This is a genomic window from Dyadobacter linearis, assembly GCF_907165045.1.
GTDB classification, from domain to species: Bacteria; Bacteroidota; Bacteroidia; order Cytophagales; family Spirosomataceae; genus Dyadobacter; species Dyadobacter linearis.
On the sequence record NZ_CAJRAU010000004.1, the window covers coordinates 67,373 to 88,902 of the forward strand.

Sequence of the window (21,530 nt, forward strand, 5' to 3'; positions counted from 1 at the left end):
TCGCTGGCCTTCTTTGCTTTTATAAACTTATATCAACTAGATCGAAAACTTCTCCTTAATCTTATCAACAAAATCCAATTTCTCCCAGGTGAAAAGCTCTACTTCTAGTTCTTTTTCTTCACCATTTGCTCCTTTGAAGTATTTCGTAACAGTCTCATTCTTACGTCCCATGTGGCCGTAAGCTGCTGTCTCCGAGTATATTGGATTACGCAGTTTTAGGCGCTGCTCGATTGCGTATGGACGTAAGTCAAAGATCTCACCGATTTTTTCTGCAATTACACCATCGTGATCAGCTACTTTGGAAGTTCCGTAAGTATTGATGTACAAACCGCAAGGTTTTGCAACTCCGATCGCGTAAGATACCTGAACAAGTACTTCGTCGCAAAGACCGGAAGCAACCATATTTTTTGCAATGTGACGCGTTGCGTAAGCCGCAGAACGGTCAACTTTGGAAGGATCTTTTCCTGAGAATGCACCACCACCGTGAGCACCTTTTCCACCGTAAGTATCTACGATGATCTTTCTTCCTGTCAACCCGGTATCTCCGTGAGGACCACCGATCACAAATTTCCCGGTTGGGTTGATGTGGTAAGTGATTTCTCCTGTAAACAGTTTTTGCAATTCAGGAGTCAGTTTCGACTTCACGCGTGGAATGACGATGCTGATAATATCCTGCTTGATTTTCGCAAGCATTGCTTCCTCTGAATCAAAATCGTCGTGCTGGGTAGAAACTACGATCGTGTCGATACGCTGAGGTGCATTATCATCGCTGTATTCAATCGTAACCTGCGATTTCGCATCTGGACGCAGGTAAGGGATCAGGCTTGATTCGTTGTTACGAATAGCCGACATTTCCTGAAGTATTTTATGAGCCAGGTCAAGTGCAAGCGGCATGTAGTTTTCAGTCTCACGCGTCGCGTAACCGAACATCATACCCTGGTCACCAGCACCCTGTGCATTTGCCTTATCTTCAAAGCTAGAAGAAGATACTGCACGATCCACACCCTGGTTGATATCAGCGCTTTGATCATGGATTGCAGACAAAATCCCGCAGGAATTTGCTTCAAACATGTACTCGCTTTTTGTATAACCTATCTTTCTGATTACCTCTCTCGTAATTTTCTGAACATCGAGATAAGTATTGGTTTTAACTTCTCCTGCCAGTACCACCTGACCAGTTGTTACCAGCGTTTCGCAAGCTACCTTACTGTCAGTATCCCAGGCTAAAAAATTATCAATGAGCGCATCTGATATTTGATCTGCTACCTTGTCGGGGTGTCCTTCAGATACGGACTCCGAGGTGAATAAGTACGGCATAAACTAAATAAGTTGAAAAGTTAATCAGTCGGAATTGCGACGTAGTGTATAGACTAAAAAACAAAATTGACTTTTTTTAAGACATTAACCAAATAAAAAACCTGGAAAAAAGCCCCGTCTGTTATCCTGAATGCAAAGCCGCTTTTGTTGGGCTAAAATAAAAAAGCCCGCTCCGGTTGATCCAGAACAGGCTTTTTTAAGAGTATAGTATTTAAATAGGAACATTAACGTGTCTCTCAGCGTGGTAGCTCGACCTTACAAGCGGCCCGGACTCTACGTATTTCAATCCGCGTCTCAATCCTTCCTCTTTGTAGTTTTCGAACATTTCCGGCGTAATCCATTCGATTACTTCATGGTGCATTTTAGTCGGTTGCAGGTATTGTCCCAAAGTCAGGATATCCAGTCCGTGCTCAACAAGATCATCTATTGCTTTGTACACTTCGTCCTGCGTCTCGCCCAGCCCCAGCATAATGCCCGATTTCGTTCTCTGCCCGAAATCTTTCGTCCTTCTGATCTGTTCCAAACTCCGCACATACTTCGCCTGCGGCCTTACCGAACGGTATAAACGTTCAACCGTTTCCATATTATGTGAAACCACTTCCTGGCCTGCTTCGATCATATGGATCAGCGCGTCCCAGTTATTCTTAACGTCGGGGATCAGCGTTTCGATAGTCGTTTCGGGCGTATTCTCCTTCACCTGGCGCACTGTCTGGTACCATATCTCGGCGCCTTTATCTTTCAGCTCATCCCGGTTCACCGACGTAATTACTGCGTGCTTTACCTGCATTAGTTTAATCGCCTCCGCCACACGTCTCGGCTCGTCGGTATCATATTCACTCGGGCGGCCGGTAGCTACTGCACAAAAGCTGCAACTGCGGGTACAAATATTGCCCAGGATCATAAACGTGGCTGTACCTGCGCCCCAGCATTCGCCCATATTCGGGCAACTGCCGCTTTCGCAGATCGTGTGAAGTTTGTAATTATCAACGAGTTGCCGCACCTTGCGAAATTCAGGGCCGGCGGGAAGCTTCACTCTCAACCAGTCGGGGCGTCGTTTGCGTTCCGATGGAATAACTGGTAATTCAATCATATAAATCGTAATCTCTGACAGCGAACCTTTCGGCTTCCTGTCAATTTTTGTAATAGGAACTAGCGTTTTTTGCTGCCGAAATACAGGGTCAGATAGCCGGAAGTAAAGAAGCTTCTGTTTTCGGCAAATGCCATAATGCGCGTTTTCCGGCTGAATGCTTCTGCTATAAAACCAATTTCAAGACCGGTAACGTTCTCTCTGAATGCACTTAATTCGAAACTCAATGCGGTTTTAACATGAACACCCGGTACAATTTTCATTTGACCAAAACCCTGAAAAAAACTTCCTGCACCTACAATGCCCTGAGTTTGAGTGCTACCGGCATGTTTTACAGGATCAAAAGGCTCGGTAACCACTCTGCCGTCCGATTCAAACTGTACCATATAAGGTTTTTCCAAACCAAGTGAAGGGCCGGCAGCAAGAATCCCGCTGATGGAAATACCTTCATCTTCGTGACGGTTGAACAATGTCAGCTCGCGACCGTATTCCGGGCGAACCACAAAAAAATAGTTCTCTTTCCCATAAACCAGCCTGGCGCCAGTGACGAAATCCTGTGTAGAAAGCTCCTTCGGGTGTTTTACATTCACCACCTCAACTGCCAGGTAGCGATATTGATTTTTACCAAAAAGCTTGGATGAAAGTGCGGAAGACTGGCGAAACACAGCACCGCCGAGGATCCCCGAATTGGTGTTGGTGGTAATACCTACGGAGGTGAACGTTTTATAGCTCTCTTCACTATCCTCAATCTTTGCAGCACGGCGCTGGGCGTATATATCTGTTGATTGTGCAAACAGGATAGATACTAAAAGTAAAAGTTTTACACGCATCATTTTGTCAAATAAGTTCTCCGTGAACAGGTATCTCTCGTCTAAAAAGTGAAAATACAAAATAATAGTATAAGCACTTATATGCCGGTTCCACTTTAACGGAATTTCGTACTTTTATGTTCTTTAAACGAAAAAAGAAAGAAAAAAGCCTGCCACGGGCGCTCGGTTAAAGCGAATTTTTAACACTTTCTTTCTTTCTAATATCCTTCAAATCAGCGCCATTGGGTACGGGAATATATCAGCTAGCAATCAATCTCTTCGCGTCAGTAGTCAAGGTTGCTGCGCCTTTTAATAAAAAAATACAATTAGGCGTCGATGGTCGCCGCGACGTGTTTGACGATCTGAAAAAAGCACTTTCCGCCAATGCAGAGCGCCGCCCGGTAGCCTGGTTTCATGCAGCTTCCCTGGGTGAATTTGAGCAGGGCAGACCGGTTATGGAGGCGTATAAAACAGCTTATTCCGATCACTTTTTGCTGCTCACTTTCTTTTCTCCTTCTGGCTATGAAGTTCGAAAAAACTACTCCGGGGCCGATTTTGTTTGTTATCTTCCAATTGATACACAGGCTAATGCAATACGTTTTGTTAAGTGGGTCAAACCTGAAATTGCCTTCTTTATCAAATATGAATTTTGGTTCAACTACCTGCGGGCGCTGAAAAAAAACGGTACTTACATCGTTTCTTTTTCATCAATTTTCCGCCCGAGCCAGATCTATTTCAAACCGCACGGATTCCTTCACCGGCAAATGCTGGCTTGCGTCGATCACCTTTTTGTCCAAAATCAGGAGTCAATATCCATGCTCCATCAAATCGGCATAATAGCTTGCAGTATTGCGGGTGATACACGATTTGACAGGGTAAGGGAAATTGCGACCAAGGCGCGTGATTTGCCAGAAATAGCGGCATTCAAGAGCGGAAAAACCTGTCTGATCGCCGGCTCCGTTTGGGAAGCAGATATGCAGGTTTTGATCCCTGTTTTAAATCAATTTGAAAAGCAGCTGAAAGCGATCATAGCGCCGCACGAAATCAAGAAAGAAGAAATCGAAATCTGGCGAAAACAACTGAAAGGAAAGTCTGTTCTATATTCTGAATTACATTCCAAAACCGACACGAATGCTTTCGATTTCCTGATCATCGATAATGTGGGAATGCTTTCGTCCCTCTATAAATATGGGGAAATGGCGTGGATTGGAGGCTCTTTCGGCGTTGGGCTACATAATATTCTGGAAGCTGCGACTTTCGGTTTACCTGTGATTTTTGGGGATAAAAGCTATCACCGTTTTCAGGAAGCGGTGGATCTGGTAAAGCTGGGCGGTGCATTTCCTGTTTCCGATTCGGCGGGTGCCGGACAATTAGTAGGACAGTTTTTAGAAAATCATCCGGAAAGGGAAAAAGCGGGCCGGATTTCTGAAAACTACGTCGCCTCCGGTACCGGCGCCACGGACATCATCATGAGCAAGGTGAAACAGATTATTGCCTGAATCACCTTGCCGAAAAATTTTAAGGGAATTCTTTTACAATAAGATGCTCAAATAAATGCGCCTGAGTGCCCAGAAGCCGCGCTTTTGGGCCTAGCTTAGATATATGTGTCGTCAGTGAATTCTTAAAATCAGACAGACAATATTTGTTGATCGCCTGCTCAATAGGGTTTGAAATAAATGGCCCGGCCTCGGCAAGCAACCCTCCAACTATAATGACTTCGGGATTAAAAAGATGCACCGCCGTCGCCAGTCCCTTACCGAGCTCGGTACCAACTGTGCTCAGCAGGTCTATTGAAAATTCGTCACCTGCATGTACTGCTTCGATAATGTGTGAAGTTTCCAGCAGGTCAAGATCATTATTAACGATCTGGGTCAGAATAGTGGCCCTACCTGCCGCAATTCCTTCTTTCGCCTGACGGATGAGTGCCATCGCAGATGTGATCGTATCGAGGCAGCCGATCTTGCCGCAGTGGCAAAGCATACCGTCCGGTTTCACCTGAATATGCCCCAGTTCACCCGCAAAGCCCGAAGCGCCATTGAAAACTTCTCCATTTATAATAATCCCGAGACCTACGCCCCAGTCTATATTGATGGTCAGCACCTGTGATTTCTGGACAGCCAGACCAAACCGGTGCTCGCCGATCGTGGTAGCTTTGGTATCATTAAAAAGGCAGATCGGCAGGCGGAAATGATTTCTCAGGTGCGTTACCAGCGGAACGCCAGGCGGTGTCAGGTTCAGGTAAGTCAGGTTAATTCCCTGTGAAGAATTGATAAGTCCCGGCATCGAAACGCCTATGCCCCAAAGTTTGCTGGTATTAATATCATTGGAAGCCAAAAAATCATCGGCGAATTCAAAAAGGCTTTGCATAAAAGTAGCCGAATCGTCGAGGCGGATATCTATTTTTTTTCTGACTATCAGCTGGTTATGCAGGTCAAAAACCACCAATTGCGTATCATGTCTGTTGATGTCCATGATCAGCGTCAGATACTTTTTCGCATTCAGTCCGTAAAGTACCGGCGGGCGGCCTGCTCTGGCGGGACCCGTGCCAGTTTCTGTAATCCATCCTTCGCGGATCAGGTCATTGACTATGCCGGTGGCAGACGGAATACTGGCGTGAAAAAGCCGCGCCATTTTGTTGATAGAAGTGTCACCGTTTTGATACAAATGGAGCAACAGGTTGCTCTTTACACGGTTTTTTCGAATATCAATAACCGAATTCGGTTCTTCGGCAACTAGGTCCATTGGGATCAAAACTCTTTTTTGAGGTGTATTTTTAAGATTCTTTACTAGAAAGGCCAACTAATGTATGAAAAAAGACACGAACACTTCATTTTTTTAAAAAATATTATTTAATGAAATGAACCTTCCGACCATACCAGAAGCATCGTTTTTGAGTTACGTAAAGTTGGCGTATTTGTACTAGGCGTGCGGGCTTGGCAAATTTGATGAGTAAAGCACCTAGCCGGTCAAAAACTACTGGACTTGAAGTGACTCAAATGCCTTCAACGGGAACAATTTTGATGGAATTTTGAGAATCTCCTTTTAATTTTCTGTACTTAGACAAAAAATATTCACGAATGGGTTTGAACAAAGGCTTGGTGCTGCGCTCGACCGGTTCATGGTACGAGGTACGTGACGATACGGACGGCCATATCTGGCAATGCAGACTAAAAGGAAAATTTAAGACGCTGGGATTAAAAGTTACCAATCCCATTGCAGTTGGCGATTTTGTTAAATTTGAAATAGAAGATGAGGGCGAGAATTTCGGGATTATACACGAAATCATGCCAAGGGAGAATTACGTGATCCGCCGATCGGTACACAAAACCGCCCACGCGCATTTGCTCGCGGCCAATGTGGACCAGGCGATACTGATCGCAACGCTGGTGTTTCCAAGAACTTCACTCGGTTTTATCGACCGTTTTCTGGTCGCGATTGAATCTTTCCGCATTCCGGGCGTACTCGTTTTTAACAAGCAGGACCTGCTCAATGACGAAATGAAGGAGTTTCAGTCGGAGTTAATGGAGCTGTATGAGAGTCTGGGATACCGGTGTTTGGCTGTTACTGCGCTAGCTGAAATTGGCCTGGAAAATTTTGCTGAATTATTAAATGGCAAGGTTTCGCTGCTTTCTGGTCACTCGGGCGTGGGTAAGTCGACGCTGGTTAATGCAATTGCGCCGGGACTTTCTATTAAAACACAGGAAGTTTCCACATTTGCAAACAAGGGTGTGCATACCACCACTTTTGCGGAAATGTTTGAACTCAATCAAGGGACCTTTATTATTGATTCTCCCGGGATTAAAGAACTGGGCCTTGCAGATACCAAGCCCGAGGAAATCAGCCACTACTTTCCGGAAATGCGCGACTTATTAAATCAATGTCGCTTTAATAACTGTCAGCATATTAACGAGCCGGGTTGCGCGGTGAAGACTGCTGTGACCGAGGGTACCATTGCATTCAGCCGTTACGAGAGTTATTTGAGTATGGTTGGGGGAGGAGATAACAGGAAGTGAGTTTTGTAAGTTCATGAGTTTAGAGTTTAAAGTTTTTTTGGTTTTGTATGAAAAACGTGGAGCATATTGGGATTGCGGTAAAGGAGCTGGCGGCGGCTGAAAAGTTGTTTTCCACCTTGTTCAATGCGGCGCCCTATAAGCGTGAAACAGTGGAATCGGAACACGTCTCTACTTCATTTTTTCAGATTAATCAAACCAAAATAGAACTCCTGGAAGCGACCAATGAGGAAAGTGCTATTGCTAAATTCATTGAAAAAAAAGGAGAAGGTTTTCATCATATCGCATTCGAGGTAGGGGATATTCACTCGGAAATGCAGCGGCTTCAAGATGAAGGGTTTACACTTCTAAACGCCGAGCCCAAAATCGGTGCAGACAACAAGCTTGTCTGCTTTCTCCATCCTAAGGGTACGAGCGGGATTTTGGTTGAATTGTGTCAGGAGATTAGATAACCGTTTGATCTGTTTCCAGGTAGCTCCGCAGGAGCTCTTAAAAAAAAGGGGAAATCGATTTCTAGAAACAGGCTGCCCCTCTGGGGCATTTTTTTGTGCGAACAGCTCCGGCAGGAGCTACCTGTTTCTAGCAGACCAATTGTTATGACTATCGCGGCTCCGGCAGGAACCTCCTGTATCTAGAAACCATTTGTTATAACCATCGCATCTCCGGCAGGAGCCTCCTGTTTCTAGCAGACCAATTGTTATGACTATCGCGGCTCCGGCAGGAGCCTCCTGTTTCTAGAAACCGATTGTTATGACTATCGCGGCTCCGGCAGGAGCCTCCTGTATCTAGAAACCATTTGTTATAATCATCGCGGCTCCGGCAGGAGCCTCCTGTTTCTAGAAACCCAATTGTTATGACTATCGCGGCTCCGGCAGGAGCCTCCTGTTTCTAGAAACCCGATTGTTATGACTATCACGGCTCCGGCAGGAACCTCCTGTTTCTAGAAACCCGATTGTTATGACTATCGCGGCTCCGGCAGGAGCCTCCTGTTTCTAGAAACCCAATTGTTATGACTATCGCGGCTCCGGCAGGAGCCTCCTGTTTCTAGAAACCCGATTGTTATGACTATCGCGGCTCCGGCAGGAGCCTCCTGTTTCTAGAAACTCGATTGTTATGACTATCGCGGCTCCGGCAGGAGCCTCCTGTTTCTAGAAACCATTTGTTATAACCATCGGGGCTCCGGCAGGAGCCTCCTGTTTCTAGAAACCCATTCAGGGATTTTGGTAGAGCCGTGTCAGGATATTGCCTCGTCTTCTTTAGACTGCCTTTAATCCACAAAAATGCAGCCTAAGAGCATATTTAAAATGGCAAACCAACTGCGATATTCAATATCAAATTCTCCCGCCGCCAGGCTTTGCTTCGGAAATTGATTTCATTGAATACCCACGGACTTTTACTTAAATAGGGGCCGTCAGGATTTTCAACATTTTTATATTGCGTATACCAGGGTTTTCTGAATGGGGTTGCCACATCGAGTCTGAAAACGAGAAACGAGAAATCAAGTCGCAAGCCAATCCCGCCTCCGACAGCAACTTGTTTCATGAAATCCTTGCTGATCAATGCTCTGGAATCGGATACAATTCGTGCTGTATCGCCAAAGGACCAGATATTTCCAGCATCCATGAAAACAGCCCCATTGATGATATTTGTGAATTTGATCCTGAATTCTGTATTGAATTCCAGCCGGATGTCAGCGAATTGCTGATAACCCAAAAGGGCGAAGCTGGCTGTGTCAGGCTCTACTGCGCCGGGTCCAAGTGACCGCGCGCGAAACGCCCTGATGCCTGTACTACCGCCACCGAAGTACTGTTTGAACTGCGGAGTCGGCATCGTTCTCGAATTACCATAAGGCTTTATCATTCCGACCAGCAAGCGGTTGGCCCATTTAATAGAGGGCGTGAGTGTGCGGTAATACCGGATATCTCCATCTACTTTCACATATTGAAAAACAGGGACTTTCAGGAATTCCTTAGGTAATGTATCGTCGGGTGGCAGGGGTCTTTTTGCAAACAAACTTAGCAGGTTACCGCCGTAATCAAGACCCCCGGTTAATGCAAACTGGTTTTTACTGAATGGTCGAGGAGTAGGGCGGTAGGAAATGGAATAATTAGATCCTGCTATAAAGTACTTTGCGTCGATGATTTTGTAGATTCTGTCAATATCAAGTGGATTCGTACTAGGATTAAATATAATCTTGTCCAGATTTTCAGTATTGATGCCCCCAGTTTGTACATAGTTAATCGAAAACGGAGTGAGCGTATGCACTACTTCTGATTTTTTACTCCAAACATAAGACCAATCGGCCCTGATGGAAGTTGTAGTGTAAAGCCCTCGCTGAACCCGGTTTTCGTAGTTGAGCGACAAGATGGTTTTAGGAAGCGCCTGGCTTTTCTCTGGTCGGATCCTGGAAAATGGGATGATAAACCGAGGGAAAGACAAATCTGCTCTGGCACCATATCTGATATACTCATTTCCAATTTTCCTGAAATCCGAAGTTGCTTCAGCCCGGTTGCCTCCGAGCTGCACGTCAAATCCAAAATAAGCATTGACCGACAACATCTCGGCCCCCTTAAATGTATTCCGGTTCCGCCAGGTTACATCCAGCTGCGAACCACCCAGGTTATTGGATTTGGTACTTGCGCTGAGCGTCGTTTGAAGTGACTTTTTCTTCATCGGCGCCAGATCGTAATATACATCCAGCAATGCAGAGTCCGAGCGGGGAACGAGGTCGAAACGATTTTTTACAAAACGGAAATTTTGAAGGTTAACAAGCCGCGAAAGCGACACTTCGTGCATGGTGTTCGTGTACATATTCCCACGGCGGAAACCAATTGCGTCGTAGAAAATCCGTCTCTTATAGAGCTTTCCCGGGTCGGTTACCTGAATCCCCCGGCGCAACCGGCCGCGGGAAGTGACTACCGTATCGGCACTCTGGTTTTCCTCTGTTCCGGTGTTGACAAAAATGTTGTTGATGAAATACTGTTTCAGCGAAGTTTGCGCGGTTTCTTTTTTTACTTCCAAAAATACATTAACCTGCTGCGGCCCCAACGTGGAATCTGCTCTTCCAATCGTCGAGTCAATTTTTACGATCAGATAGTCGGGGTTAAAAAAGTAATATCCTTTGCCTTTCAATTCCTGATCGATCCGCGTTCTTTCCGTAGTAACTACATCCAGGCGGATCGGGTCACCTTTGCGGAAAACGGTTTTTTCCTTCGCTTTTACAAGATCTCTGTTAAACAAAGAGCTGTCCGGCACCATATAACTAATTTCATTGATCACATAGCGCGGCATTACGTAGGCATCAAATTCCATGGTCGCGGTGCGGCGCTTTTGTTTTTTGCTATTTACAATCTTACCCTGCACAGACGAGCGATAATAGCCCTCATTGTCCAAAAACGAAACCATATTAGCCGCATTGATATCCGCCACACGCTCCGTAGCGAAGCGCGGTTCTTCCCCCAGTTTATCACGAAACCAGCTGCGTAATCCGCCTTCATCCTTAGGTTCGCCGATCCAGTAGTAAAACCAAACTTTCCATGCAAATCCAAAAAGCGTGGCGTTTGGTGGCGGCTTCACTAATCCTTCGAGCTGATCTGCTACTCCCGATACATTGGGTTTGGAAATAGTATCCGGCTGTACATTCACCTTGCTTCCTACATACAAACTTTGTCCGGCAGGGACATACTTATTCACCGAGCATCCGCCTAGAAATAAACACGTTACCAGTATGACAAATAAACTATTCTTCATTTCGCTTGTTAAAAAATTCACGGAACAGATCGTAATCGGCAGTTATGATGAAACTAACGCCGGTTTCTATAATAAAACCTTCCAGGATTGACTGATATTGATTTTTACGATAGCCCCTGAAAAGATACCTGCCATCCTTAGTGATTGAATAGTCAAGTGCGATGTTGTCAAAAACTTCCGACGAGCTCGCGGAGTTGCTTTGGCTTTCCAGCTCGAAGTTTTTACCCACTGAAACTTTCAAACGATCGTTCAGAAAAGCTTTGCTCAATCCAAGATTCAGGTCTGTGCGCGCACCGGTGGTCTGGTCTGCGGTAGAATTTACGCCAATGTCCAGATCCACGCCCTTGATCAGATCGGAAGCCAGGTTATTCAGCTGGTCACTCAGCAGCTGGCTCACGCTTTGGCGGGCTACCGCTTCTGCGCTGGAACCGAGGTTGAAGCCGGGTGAAGATTGGTCTGTAATGAATTTATTAGTGATCAACAAAGCAAATGCCTGTTTGTTCATTTCCGACGGGTTATTCTGCATATCCGCCCAGAAGGTCTGGTTGGAAATGTCACTCCTGATCTGTTCGTCGATCTGTGTTTTGGGGAGAACGATATTGAAGGTGATATTCGGAGTGGTCAGGTTTCCGGTAATGACAATTTGAACTTCAATAGGAATTTTGCCCGCTCCCTGAAATTTGGAAGAAATAGACCCCGGGTCGACCATTACCGGGTAAGCTGCTGTAATATTCAAATCCGCTTTCATCGGGTCGCCGGTCCAGAGCAGTGTACTTCCTTCCTTAATCTCAAACTGCCTTTTCAGGATTTGCAGCGTCAGGTCGTAAGAACCTTCTGTCAGATCGTAGGATCCTAAAAGGAATAGCTGACCGTTTGGAGCAATACCGGTATTGAGCTGCGCATTTCCTTTCAGTCTGATATTGTCGCCATTCAATTCATCGATCACCACCTTAAACTCCGACTTATCATCCACCGTTACATCCAGTGAAATCTGGGAGGCGAAATCGACAACTATATTTTCTGTTTTCTCAACCGAATCGGCCAAAGCGACCTGTGTAGAGTCGCTCATATCCACGAATTCTATCACCCCTTTTGTGGCGTCGCCAGCTTCGGTCGCATCGTTGGGCATTACAAAAGTGATATTGCTACCCGGGTCGACTTTAACACTTCCGTCGATCACAGACTTGCTACCCACACCTTTTACAGTCAGGTTAGCATCGATATTTGCTTTGCCGAAAAACAGTTCGTTTTCCTTTTGCGTCGAGTTCAGTACATTGAAGTTCTTACCCTGAATTGTCAGATCATAACCCACATTCGGGATATTCGCAATATTCACATTTCCATTGATCTTCATCTGCTGATTCACTGAATCGGCGATCGTGAAATTATTGAAATTGATCGTCTGACCGTTGAACTGGATTTTCTGATTTGCAAGAGAGTACCGTGATCCGAGTTGAGTCGCATTGAAAGCGACGTTGTCAAAATTCACCGCTCCATTCAGGCGCGGGCTGTCGGTAGCACCGGTAATCGAAATATCGCCGGTCAGATTTCCTTCCGCCCTTTTCAACTCACCGAAACTAAATGCTTCGATCGTCTGCGCACTCAGCTTTTTAAGTGCCATTTTGAAATCCATCGGAGATTCCGATTTCAGGTTGTAGCTCCCGTCGATCGCAATATCGTTCTGGGCGCTCACCAGTGACATCGCAACTTTGATCAGGTCTTCGGTTTCGTTGGTAGATTTCAGAGACAGATTGCCCACTGGAATTTTAGTAACCGCCAAACTATCGATCGTCAGGTCGCCCGTGTACACCGGCGCCGTCATGTAGTTGCTCAAAAGTACTTTTCCATTCAATATCCCCGTCGCCATCGTAGAGTCGCGGGTAGCGATCTCGATCAGTTCGCCGATTGAAATATTGGACATTGCAATATCAAGCGGACTATTCGGCTCCGGTGTAGTGGAGTTGATCACCAGGGACTGCTCGCCATTTTTGATCAGGAAATCCTTTACATAAACACTATCCGTAGCATATTGAATATAGCCCGAAGTGTCAGTCGCCCATTCGCTGTAATTCAAAAGCAGGTTTTCTCTCAGGTTGAGGCGGTACCGGTTATCGGCGATCATCAGATCACCTTTAACCATATGCTGCTCGGTATTCACCGAATCGCGTACGATGAAGTCAAACTTGACATCATTATTCACAATCTTGCTGGCCAGCGAAGCTTTTTGTATCCTGAAACTGCCGGTATTGACAGAACCCACATTCGCATTCAGCGCCGCATTTTCTTCCACCGTACTCAGGTCAACCGACACGCGCTCGATCCGGATACTGTCGTAATCCACCATTGGAATACTCAGCCTCGCCACAATCGAAGAATCTTTCTGGTTGTCCATTTCAGCATGGAACTGTATCGGGTTCATTTCGCGAAGCTGCGGAACGAACATCGTGATGATCGGGTGGTTGGAAACCGTCGCGTCCATCGTGAAGTTGACGGGCTTGGTCACTTCCGTATATGTTAGTTCAGGTGCTTTGAAATGCTTTCCTACCTCCGTCAGCAATGCATCGCCCAGCTCGGTGTAAGAATAATCGCCTTCCATTTTTACCTTCAAAAACGGCGAATCTATGTTAGCCTGCCGCTTACCGCTCGAATCCGTCAGCGCCATATTGATATTCTCGATAGTAGTCGGCCGGCGGTGGTGGGTAAGTACCAGATCATTGATATTAACCGTTCCAAGTGGATTTTCGGGATTTGTTGACGGCATATCTACCTTGATATCTCCTTTGATCTGCAAAGAATCCGCATACAGATTCAATGCGGTCAGGTCGAGGTGATCGATGGAAACGTCGGCTTTTACCGTAGGATATTCTTTGGAAAGATCGGCCTGGGCAGTGAGATTTACGTCAATATTGCGGTCCTGCATATCGGCAGTTACATTCGCCAGTCCGTGGTCAACATCGCCTCTCAGCCTCAGATTTTGGTATACATAACCTTTAATATCCGCACTCGCCACAGTTCCGTCCAGGCGCGCTTTCATTGTAGTAGGCGCATACCCAATACCTTCCAGATCTGTTCGTAATGTCAGCTTGCCCATTTCTGCCGGCGGCTGTTTGGTCAGTTTCCCAAGATCAAAATCCTGAAAAGCCAGCGTACCGTTGTACTGCGCTTTCAGACTATCTGTAATGTTTTTCAGATTTCCGGAGAATGTGCCTGTGCCAAATGAAGTATTGATAGTGGTAGTCATCGTCAGATTTTCCATCGATCCTTTGACCTTACCCGTTATTTTAATATCCTCCGGCAGCTCGATCGACGCAGGTACCGCGCTGTCCGGCAGCATTTTCATCAGGTCTTGTCTGGTAGAAGAGATCTCGCTGATATTCAGGTCCATCGCCAGCTTTTCTGCATCCGGTAATCCCTGTACGCGGCCATTCACATTCAATACCGTTCCATCCAGCATCCGGAAATCGGCTTTCGAAATGAGCATATCGTTTACAGAACCGGTGATGTTCGCCGAGCCTTGCACTACCCCATTCGGTTCTTTGTCAAACGGCGGTGTCTCCGCCATATCCGGCATGATCAGCAGCACATCAGCGAACGAAACGCGGCTGTTGGTCAGTTTTAGTTTCAGTTTTACTTTGGCAATATCATTGGTAAGCTGGTCCAGATTCGCGTATCGCAGACTTAGCTCGTCACGCAGGGTTGTGTTGGGAGTTTTTACCAATAAATTCCTCAAATACGTTTCCTGCGCGCCATAGGCGAAATCGGTGTGAAATTCCAGTAATTTAAATCCGCTCTTTTCGTTGAATGAACCCGATTTCAAGGCGCCAGCGATCAGGTCGGGGTTGAATATAAAATCCTGCAAATCGATATTCAGGTCCTTTACATTCAAATGCGCAAAATCAAGTCCTTTCGGTTGTTTCGGTGCATTATTATCGTCGTAACGAATATCGTTATTCACCAATCTGATCTGCCCGACTTTTACATTCCATCCAGGCGTTTCGGGTGCGGCAGTAGTAGTATCTTTCTTTTCAGCTGTTTTCGCCTTTTTTGCAAATTCCGCAAACAGCGACATATTTTCGAGGTTGACGTTCTTCACATCCACCTGCTGGCTTTCCAGGAAAAGCTTATTAATATGTCCCTGTAACTTACCTACTTCAATGCCGTTTTTCAAACCGGAAACCTCGTCGTCGAACTGGAATTTGAACTGACTGATATCAATATCCCCCAGTTTCAAATCAAGTGTATCGCCTGGTTCAGTATCCACCGGCGGCGGGCCGGCGGCAACGGCGGTTTTTAGCGGGGCGTACATTCTGAGTTTCGCCTCGCTGTTCACCAATGCGACCATTGTTGGATGGTATTGCGAAAGGGTCGGATTGAATTTATCAAACTTAACCTGTGCCGAATCGATCACCGCAATTGCGTCCATTCCGGTAACCGCGTCGCGGTAGGATAGTCGGACTTGTTTAAGCGAAATCTGATCCAGCCGCATTTCCAGGGGAGCAGAAGTCGTATCCTCAACGGTTGTCGTGTCAGTACTTGCAAATGCATCGACGATGAACTGAAAGTTGAAAACGGTGTCAGGAAGTACGCGGTTGATATTCGCATTGATTCCTTCCAGCTCAACCTTATTTATCCCGATATTTCCCTTGATCAGACTGAACATGTCAAGATCGACATACAATCTTTTACCCGCTACCAGCGTGTCGCCGTGGGTATCTTCAAAGTAAACGCCTTCCAGCAATATCCAGTCAGGAATGTCAAAGCGGACTTTCTCGATCGTGACATTCGTTTTGAGTTTTTTGCGTAAAAATGAATTAGCCTGAGATGTTAAAACATTCTGTCCGTATGGTGTGGTTATTCCCCAGATCAGCACGCCGACCAGAATCAATACTGTTAAAACTATAATTGCCAGTACTTTTAGTGCTTTCTTCATCCGTAGCTTAAAATTCCGTTTGCTCTTCCTCCTTCAACAGGCGATTAGGTTAGTTGCGCCGCCTTATAAAAAATCTGGACAGTCGGCGCTATGTCCGGCTATCCAGTATTAATCTTTTGTATTTCAATTAATTATCTTTTAAACAACTCTACATTAACAGGTGCATTCACCGTCACTGCCGACTTGATCGTCACCGGTTTTTTGTCCACTGAATTGATCTCTACCAACTTCGATGGAAACGAAATTCCGTATGCTGATTTTACATAATCCGACATATCCGTAGTGGTTTCAACGCCCGCCTGAGTTTCTCTCTGACGAACCAGCAAGCCCGATTTTGCATCAAAGTAAAGGTTGTATTTCGCACCCTTTCCCTGCAATTCCACGTGATTTACCTGCACACCATTTAATGTTTCAGTACCAACCGTGGTAGCAATCAATCCCCTGTTCTTGTAATTAATGAAAGGCGCCAGGATATCATACATTTCCAGACGCATGTTTTGTTGTTCTGCCTGGCTCAGGTCCTTCACATCCATCCGCTGCCCGATCGGCACTTTGATCCACCCTTCGTTACCTTTTACAGTGTACACGAAGCTGCGTTTCATGATGGTTTTAGATTTATGTATGGATTGATCAGGAAGGGAAACCGTGATATTGGCGTCGTATGGGGCAGCCGCGGCAGCTGAATAACTTCTTTTCAGGCTGTAAGATTTAACCCCGTCCCAAAGTGCTTTTCCACCAGTCGCCTTGTAAAAATTGGCAAAAACAGAATCAGCGGGTATTTTTTGGGCAAACGATGCGGTATTGATCAGCAATAGTGCGGCTAAAATTCTCAATGTATTTTTCATGTGGATCAAATGTTTTTGGTTAAAATGTTGTCTGTGAACATACTTGTATCTCACGACTATTTACAACATTTTAGATCAGTATACTTACCTGAGGTTTAATTACGCCGAATTCCAACTGCTCCTAACCTGCGTTTCTTGGGAATTGCAAAAACCATTCCATCGGAGGCGGAAACCGTATATTGTCCATTAGAATAGCAATAAAACCAAAAAAGGAAGAGCAATCGACGCTCTTCCTTTCCATTATATTTCCTTGTTAACGTTTGTTAAGCATCGTCGCCGCTCGCCGAGATCTTGCCGAAACGGTATTGAAAGGTAAGGTTGACCTGGCGATTTGTCTGCTGCCAATGCGAAGCCTGCGAATAGGTAGCCGTATTCAGCTGACTTTTATATGCTCTCGACAAAAAGATATCCTGCACATTAAAAGATATAGTCGCCTTCTTTTCCAGCAAGTCCTTTCTGATGCCCATATTGGCGATAAATACACCCTCGCGTGTTCCCTGTGCAATCGCGCGCGGACCTTCATAATTCACGTAAGCCGAAGCCCGGAAATCGGCAGGTAGGGTGATAAATGCGTTCAAATTACCTGAGTAACTCCATGTACGGTTGTCGATCTGGGCTAATTGTGAAACTACCTCACTGCGGAATACGCGGCCGCTGCCGTTCAGTTTAAGTACTTCTCCTATTTTTTGTGAAAAATCCGTTTCAAAACCATAAGAAAGTTCGCGACCCACATTGTCGTACCGAGTCAGGGAAACGCCGCTTTCATCGATGGTCCTGATCTGCGTGATCGCGTTGTTGGAATAGTCCATGAATAGCGACGGGCCAAAACCGCCTGATTCCTCATAGTTCGAATAGCCCATTTCTGCTTTGTGCGTAAACTCAGGACGCAGGTTCGGGTTACCGGATTTGATATTTCGCGGATCGGAAACGTCTGTAAACGGGTTCAGCCAATCGGCCTCCGGGCGTTGCACGCGGCGGCTGTAATTCAGTTTTATCTGAGAAGATTCACCTAGTTTTCGAGTCAGTGCGAGGGAGGGTACCAAGGTCAGAAAGTGCACGGTGAATTCGCGGTTGGCGCTGATCTGATCAATTTCCTGGTTGTAGTCCGTCACACGCAGTCCGGCCCGCATTCCCCACAGGTCGGTTTTTTGGGAAAATGTCATAAAACCTGTGTAGGTCGCATCGCGGTACCCGAATATATTACTGATGTTTTCGTCAAATTCATAAGCGCCCGTTTCCTTGTCCATATTATAAAAGGAATTGGTATTATTGTTCGAGCTCATACGGGTTCTTAATCCTGCTTCAAGCGTTGCTTTTGGAGTAATAGGCCAGGTGTAGTCGGTATTGATAAAGAGCGAGTTCCGGTTGTTGTCGCGGAGGTTCTGCTGGTTTCGCATCAAACTGTCGATCGCGCTTTCCTGAACGAAATAGGATTCCCCGTCCGACTCTCCGAGCGAGTAACTGGTCGTGAAGGTAAACTGGTGATCTTTATCGTCGAACTTTTTGCGGTAGTCGAGGTTGAAATTCATATTATTTCCACCCCCGGTGCTATTGTTGAGGCGGCGGAAACTTTCGTATACAAAACCGGTGGCATCACTGGTCTCATTCAGCAGGTTGCTGTTATTCTTGCTGTTGTTGCCAGAATAGTTCATACCCACTTCCAGCGTGTTTTTTTCATTAAAATCATAATTTACCCCAACGCGGCCGAACACGTTTTTGCCGGAATTGTCACCGGTACCGGTTTGTTCAAGCAGTGAGGTATTTTCAGAAATTAAATTTTCACGGTTCAATGTTCTTTTCCACGTCATTCCGCGACTTTGCCCGCTCAGTGAAGCATTAACACCCAGCTTACCTGCACGGTAGCTGATATTCCCGGACGCATTGTGGTTGTTCTTATTTCCCAACCCAATGCGGATCCCACCATTTGTACCGCGGATCTTTGATTTTTTGGTAATGATATCAATCACACCCGAAGCTCCCTCTCCTTCATATTTCGCCGAGGGCGTCGTCATAACGTCTATCCGCTCGATCAGGTTGGCGGGGAAGGATTGTAATATAGTAGGCAGGTCGCTTCCGTACAGGTTCGAAGGTTTTCCGTCGATCAAAACCACCACATTTCCTTTTCCCCGAACCTGCGGATTTCCATTTTCATCTAGGGAAACAGCCGGCACTTTTTCCAGCAGGTCACTCACATTATTACTCGTCGCGAGCATATCCTTTCCGATGTTGACGATCTTTTTATCAATATCATCAACGATCATACTTTTTTCACCTCTAACCAAAACCTCCGCCAGTTTCTGGGCCTCGGGTATCAATGTAATAGAACCGAGATCGATCAGGTTTGCTTCGGGAGAAACGCGGATATTCGGGACGAAAAGCGTCTGATAACCCATATTGGTGATGCGCAGCAAATAGCTTCCTGCGGCTACATTGGACATTGCGAAAACGCCATTTTCATCCGTCACCACCCCGTCTGTAATAGAAGAATCCTTCGCAGCCAGGAGCGCAACCGTCGCAAAGCTCACCGCAGCACCCGCCGGCGACTCCACAACCTTACCTACCAGCTTACCTCCGTCTACAACCGGTGACGTTACCGGAGCGGGATCTGAAAAACTGGAAATGCTGCTTGCAGAAAGGCTTACTGGAATTGCAAAAACTAATAGAAGATTCAGGAAAGTAAATTTGATCACGGGTATAGGATTTTAATTTTTATCAGGAGTAAAGTTGTCAGAATTCGGAACGAATAGTGTGGAGAGACTAAAAAAGCACCAGAAATGGAGCGGAAATGCAAAGTTACCTGAATAATCGTAACGCGCTTTTGCCGGAAAGAATTACATGAAATTATAAAAAAATAAAGATCAGGAAATATTGTAGTACAATACCGCCCTGGAACTTACAGAAGATTTTCCGGAAAGTTAATGTGATCGTTATATTTGTAAAGTGGCATTTAATGTAAGATTATGGGGAAGAAAATTAAGGTTTACGAATCTTTCGAAGCACTCGACGCCGACCAGCTCCGTCAAAACATCGAATCTACATTGGAAGAACGTTGGGAGAAATTTTGGCAACTTCGTAAATTCCACAAAGAGTTGTTTCCTGAAAGTGTAAAAAGCAATGTGTCGTTGAACGGTAAAAAGAAAATCATTATCAGCAAACCGGAGTGGATCTAGAAAATAGTGAATTCCTGAATTTCGTAAAGGCAGCAACTGAATGCGAACTTGACTACTTGCTTGTAGGAGGGCTTGCGCTTGCTATGCATGGAATTCCAAGATTTACTCAGGATGCAGATGTGTGGATAAGGCCCTCAATTGACAACAAGACAAAACTGCTCCTAACACTGGAAAGTTTGGAGTATGAATCGGAGGAGCTTGTCAGAATTGAAGAGCTGGATTTTGGTGTGCCGCAAGTACTTCGCCTGGAAGGACCTATTGACATTCTGACGTCTATTCATTTTAGAATGGAATATGATGTCTGTCGCAAAAGAGCGCGGGCTTTTACTACCTCAGCCGGGGAAATCCTTTTTATTCATATCAATGACCTGAGGGAAGCTAAGTTACTTTCACGGCGGCCAAAAGATCTTAGTGACGTTGTGATGATTGATCAAATGCTGGAAGAGCTGGCAAAACGAAAGGAGTAGTTAGGATCTGTATTGATTTAGAAAATAAATTCCCTTTGCTTCGACCCCTTGCTGTGAAACACCCTATTTTTGCAGCATGTATAAAATTCTCATCTCCCCTATACTTTTCCTGTTTGACGCTGAGCGGATTCACTACTTCGTTGTGGAAGTATTGCATGTTGCATTCAAGATTCCGTTTGTACCGCAGTTGCTTCGGTGGCTGTATACTTTCGAGCATCCTGATCTGGTAACGGAAGTGGCCGGTTTGCGTTTTAGAAATCCCGTAGGACTTGCCGCCGGTTTTGACAAAAACGCAGAAATGGTCGATCAGCTTGAAGCATTAGGGTTTGGGTATATTGAAATCGGAACCGTCACCCCGCGGCCTCAGCCCGGGAATGATAAACCCAGATTGTTCAGATTAAAGAAAGATAAGGCGCTCATCAACAGGATGGGATTTAATAACAAGGGAGCGGCAGTAGCTTCGGCGAAGCTGGCGACACGTAAATCCCGGATCATGGTAGGAGGGAATATCGGCAAGAATAAGGATACCCCGAACGAGGAGGCATTGAAAGATTACCTGATCTGTTTTCGCGAGCTATTTGATGTGGTGGATTATTTTGTAGTCAATGTGAGTTCGCCTAACACGCCGGGCCTGCGCGATCTGCAGGAAAAAGGACCGCTTACTGCTTTGTTAAAAGAACTCCAGACAAAGAATCGCGAGAAATTTCATCCAAAACCTATATTTTTAAAGATTGCTCCGGATCTGACGAACAGCCAGCTTGACGATATCATTGATATCGTGAAAGAAACCGGGATCGCCGGAGTGATTGCAACCAATACTACAATAGAGCGGAAAAACCTTCGCACCGACAAGAGCGAAGTGGAAAAAATCGGGGCGGGCGGACTAAGCGGCGCGCCGCTCACACATCGGTCAACGGAAGTAATTCGTTACCTTTGCGACAAATCGAATCATGCATTTCCTGTAATTGGCGTCGGTGGAATAGCCTCGCCGGGAGAAGCCTTGGAGAAAACAAATGCAGGAGCCGCATTGATTCAACTTTACACCGGATTCATCTACGAAGGCCCGGGGCTCGTTAAAAGGATTTGCAAGGCGATGGTCAGGCAATAAGAGTTACAAAATAAGCATTCACGCATCCCAGAGTTGA

Annotated in this window: 14 protein-coding genes; 6 read left to right on the forward strand and 8 right to left on the reverse strand. The window is 45.8% G+C overall.

Features of this window, described 5'->3' with window-relative positions; translation table 11 throughout:
- Positions 1-36: 36 nt before the first annotated feature.
- The 3 genes from metK to KOD92_RS14855 form a co-directional block, all read right to left on the reverse strand.
- Entirely contained in the window at positions 37-1,317 is a 1,281-nt protein-coding gene (metK, locus tag KOD92_RS14845; protein ID WP_215234369.1) for a methionine adenosyltransferase, read from the reverse strand.
- A 211-nt stretch (positions 1,318-1,528) separates the two neighbouring features.
- Positions 1,529-2,407 (reverse strand): lipoyl synthase, encoded by an 879-nt coding sequence (gene lipA / locus KOD92_RS14850; protein WP_215234370.1) that lies wholly within the window; start codon positions 2,405-2,407, stop codon positions 1,529-1,531.
- Positions 2,408-2,466: 59 nt separating this feature from the next.
- Entirely contained in the window at positions 2,467-3,237 is a 771-nt protein-coding gene (locus KOD92_RS14855; RefSeq protein ID WP_215234371.1) for a hypothetical protein, read from the reverse strand.
- A gap of 218 nt (positions 3,238-3,455) precedes the next feature.
- On the opposite strand from KOD92_RS14855, the gene KOD92_RS14860 reads away from it, so the two are divergent.
- Positions 3,456-4,712 (forward strand): 3-deoxy-D-manno-octulosonic acid transferase, encoded by a 1,257-nt coding sequence (locus KOD92_RS14860; RefSeq protein WP_215234372.1) that lies wholly within the window; start codon positions 3,456-3,458, stop codon positions 4,710-4,712.
- Between the two features lie 19 nt (positions 4,713-4,731).
- On the opposite strand, the gene KOD92_RS14865 is transcribed toward KOD92_RS14860, so the two are convergent.
- A complete protein-coding gene (locus KOD92_RS14865) occupies positions 4,732-5,955 on the reverse strand; it encodes an ROK family transcriptional regulator (RefSeq protein WP_215234373.1) in 1,224 nt (407 codons plus the stop codon).
- Between the two features lie 335 nt (positions 5,956-6,290).
- Here KOD92_RS14865 and rsgA point away from each other — a divergent pair, with 335 nt between their 5' ends.
- Entirely contained in the window at positions 6,291-7,226 is a 936-nt protein-coding gene (gene rsgA, locus KOD92_RS14870) for a ribosome small subunit-dependent GTPase A (RefSeq protein WP_215234374.1), read from the forward strand.
- 47 nt (positions 7,227-7,273) lie between these two features.
- Complete coding sequence (mce, locus tag KOD92_RS14875) at positions 7,274-7,675, forward strand: methylmalonyl-CoA epimerase (RefSeq protein WP_215234375.1); 402 nt, start codon at positions 7,274-7,276, stop codon at positions 7,673-7,675.
- Positions 7,676-8,522: 847 nt separating this feature from the next.
- Here the strand turns inward: mce and tamL are convergent.
- The 4 genes from tamL to KOD92_RS14895 form a co-directional block, all read right to left on the reverse strand.
- Positions 8,523-10,973: a translocation and assembly module lipoprotein TamL gene (gene tamL, locus KOD92_RS14880; protein ID WP_215234376.1), complete on the reverse strand. Its 2,451-nt coding sequence runs from the start codon at positions 10,971-10,973 to the stop codon at positions 8,523-8,525.
- Entirely contained in the window at positions 10,963-15,903 is a 4,941-nt protein-coding gene (locus KOD92_RS14885) for a translocation/assembly module TamB domain-containing protein (RefSeq protein WP_215234377.1), read from the reverse strand. Before KOD92_RS14885 ends, tamL begins: the two co-directional genes overlap by 11 nt.
- A gap of 131 nt (positions 15,904-16,034) precedes the next feature.
- Complete coding sequence (locus KOD92_RS14890; protein ID WP_215234378.1) at positions 16,035-16,748, reverse strand: hypothetical protein; 714 nt, start codon at positions 16,746-16,748, stop codon at positions 16,035-16,037.
- Between the two features lie 263 nt (positions 16,749-17,011).
- A complete protein-coding gene (locus tag KOD92_RS14895; protein ID WP_229254682.1) occupies positions 17,012-19,438 on the reverse strand; it encodes a TonB-dependent receptor domain-containing protein in 2,427 nt (808 codons plus the stop codon).
- A gap of 270 nt (positions 19,439-19,708) precedes the next feature.
- On the opposite strand from KOD92_RS14895, the gene KOD92_RS14900 reads away from it, so the two are divergent.
- The 3 genes from KOD92_RS14900 to KOD92_RS14910 all read left to right on the forward strand — a co-directional run bounded on the left by KOD92_RS14900 (position 19,709) and on the right by KOD92_RS14910 (position 21,493).
- Positions 19,709-19,918 carry a hypothetical protein gene (locus KOD92_RS14900; RefSeq protein ID WP_215234379.1) on the forward strand — a complete coding sequence of 70 codons (210 nt, stop codon included), beginning with the start codon at positions 19,709-19,711 and terminating at the stop codon, positions 19,916-19,918.
- The gene (locus tag KOD92_RS14905; RefSeq protein ID WP_215234380.1) at positions 19,909-20,385 is read left to right on the forward strand and encodes a hypothetical protein; all 477 of its coding nucleotides are present in this window, start codon (positions 19,909-19,911) and stop codon (positions 20,383-20,385) included. Before KOD92_RS14900 ends, KOD92_RS14905 begins: the two co-directional genes overlap by 10 nt.
- Positions 20,386-20,461: 76 nt before the next feature.
- Entirely contained in the window at positions 20,462-21,493 is a 1,032-nt protein-coding gene (locus tag KOD92_RS14910) for a quinone-dependent dihydroorotate dehydrogenase (protein WP_215234381.1), read from the forward strand.
- Positions 21,494-21,530 lie beyond the last annotated feature (37 nt).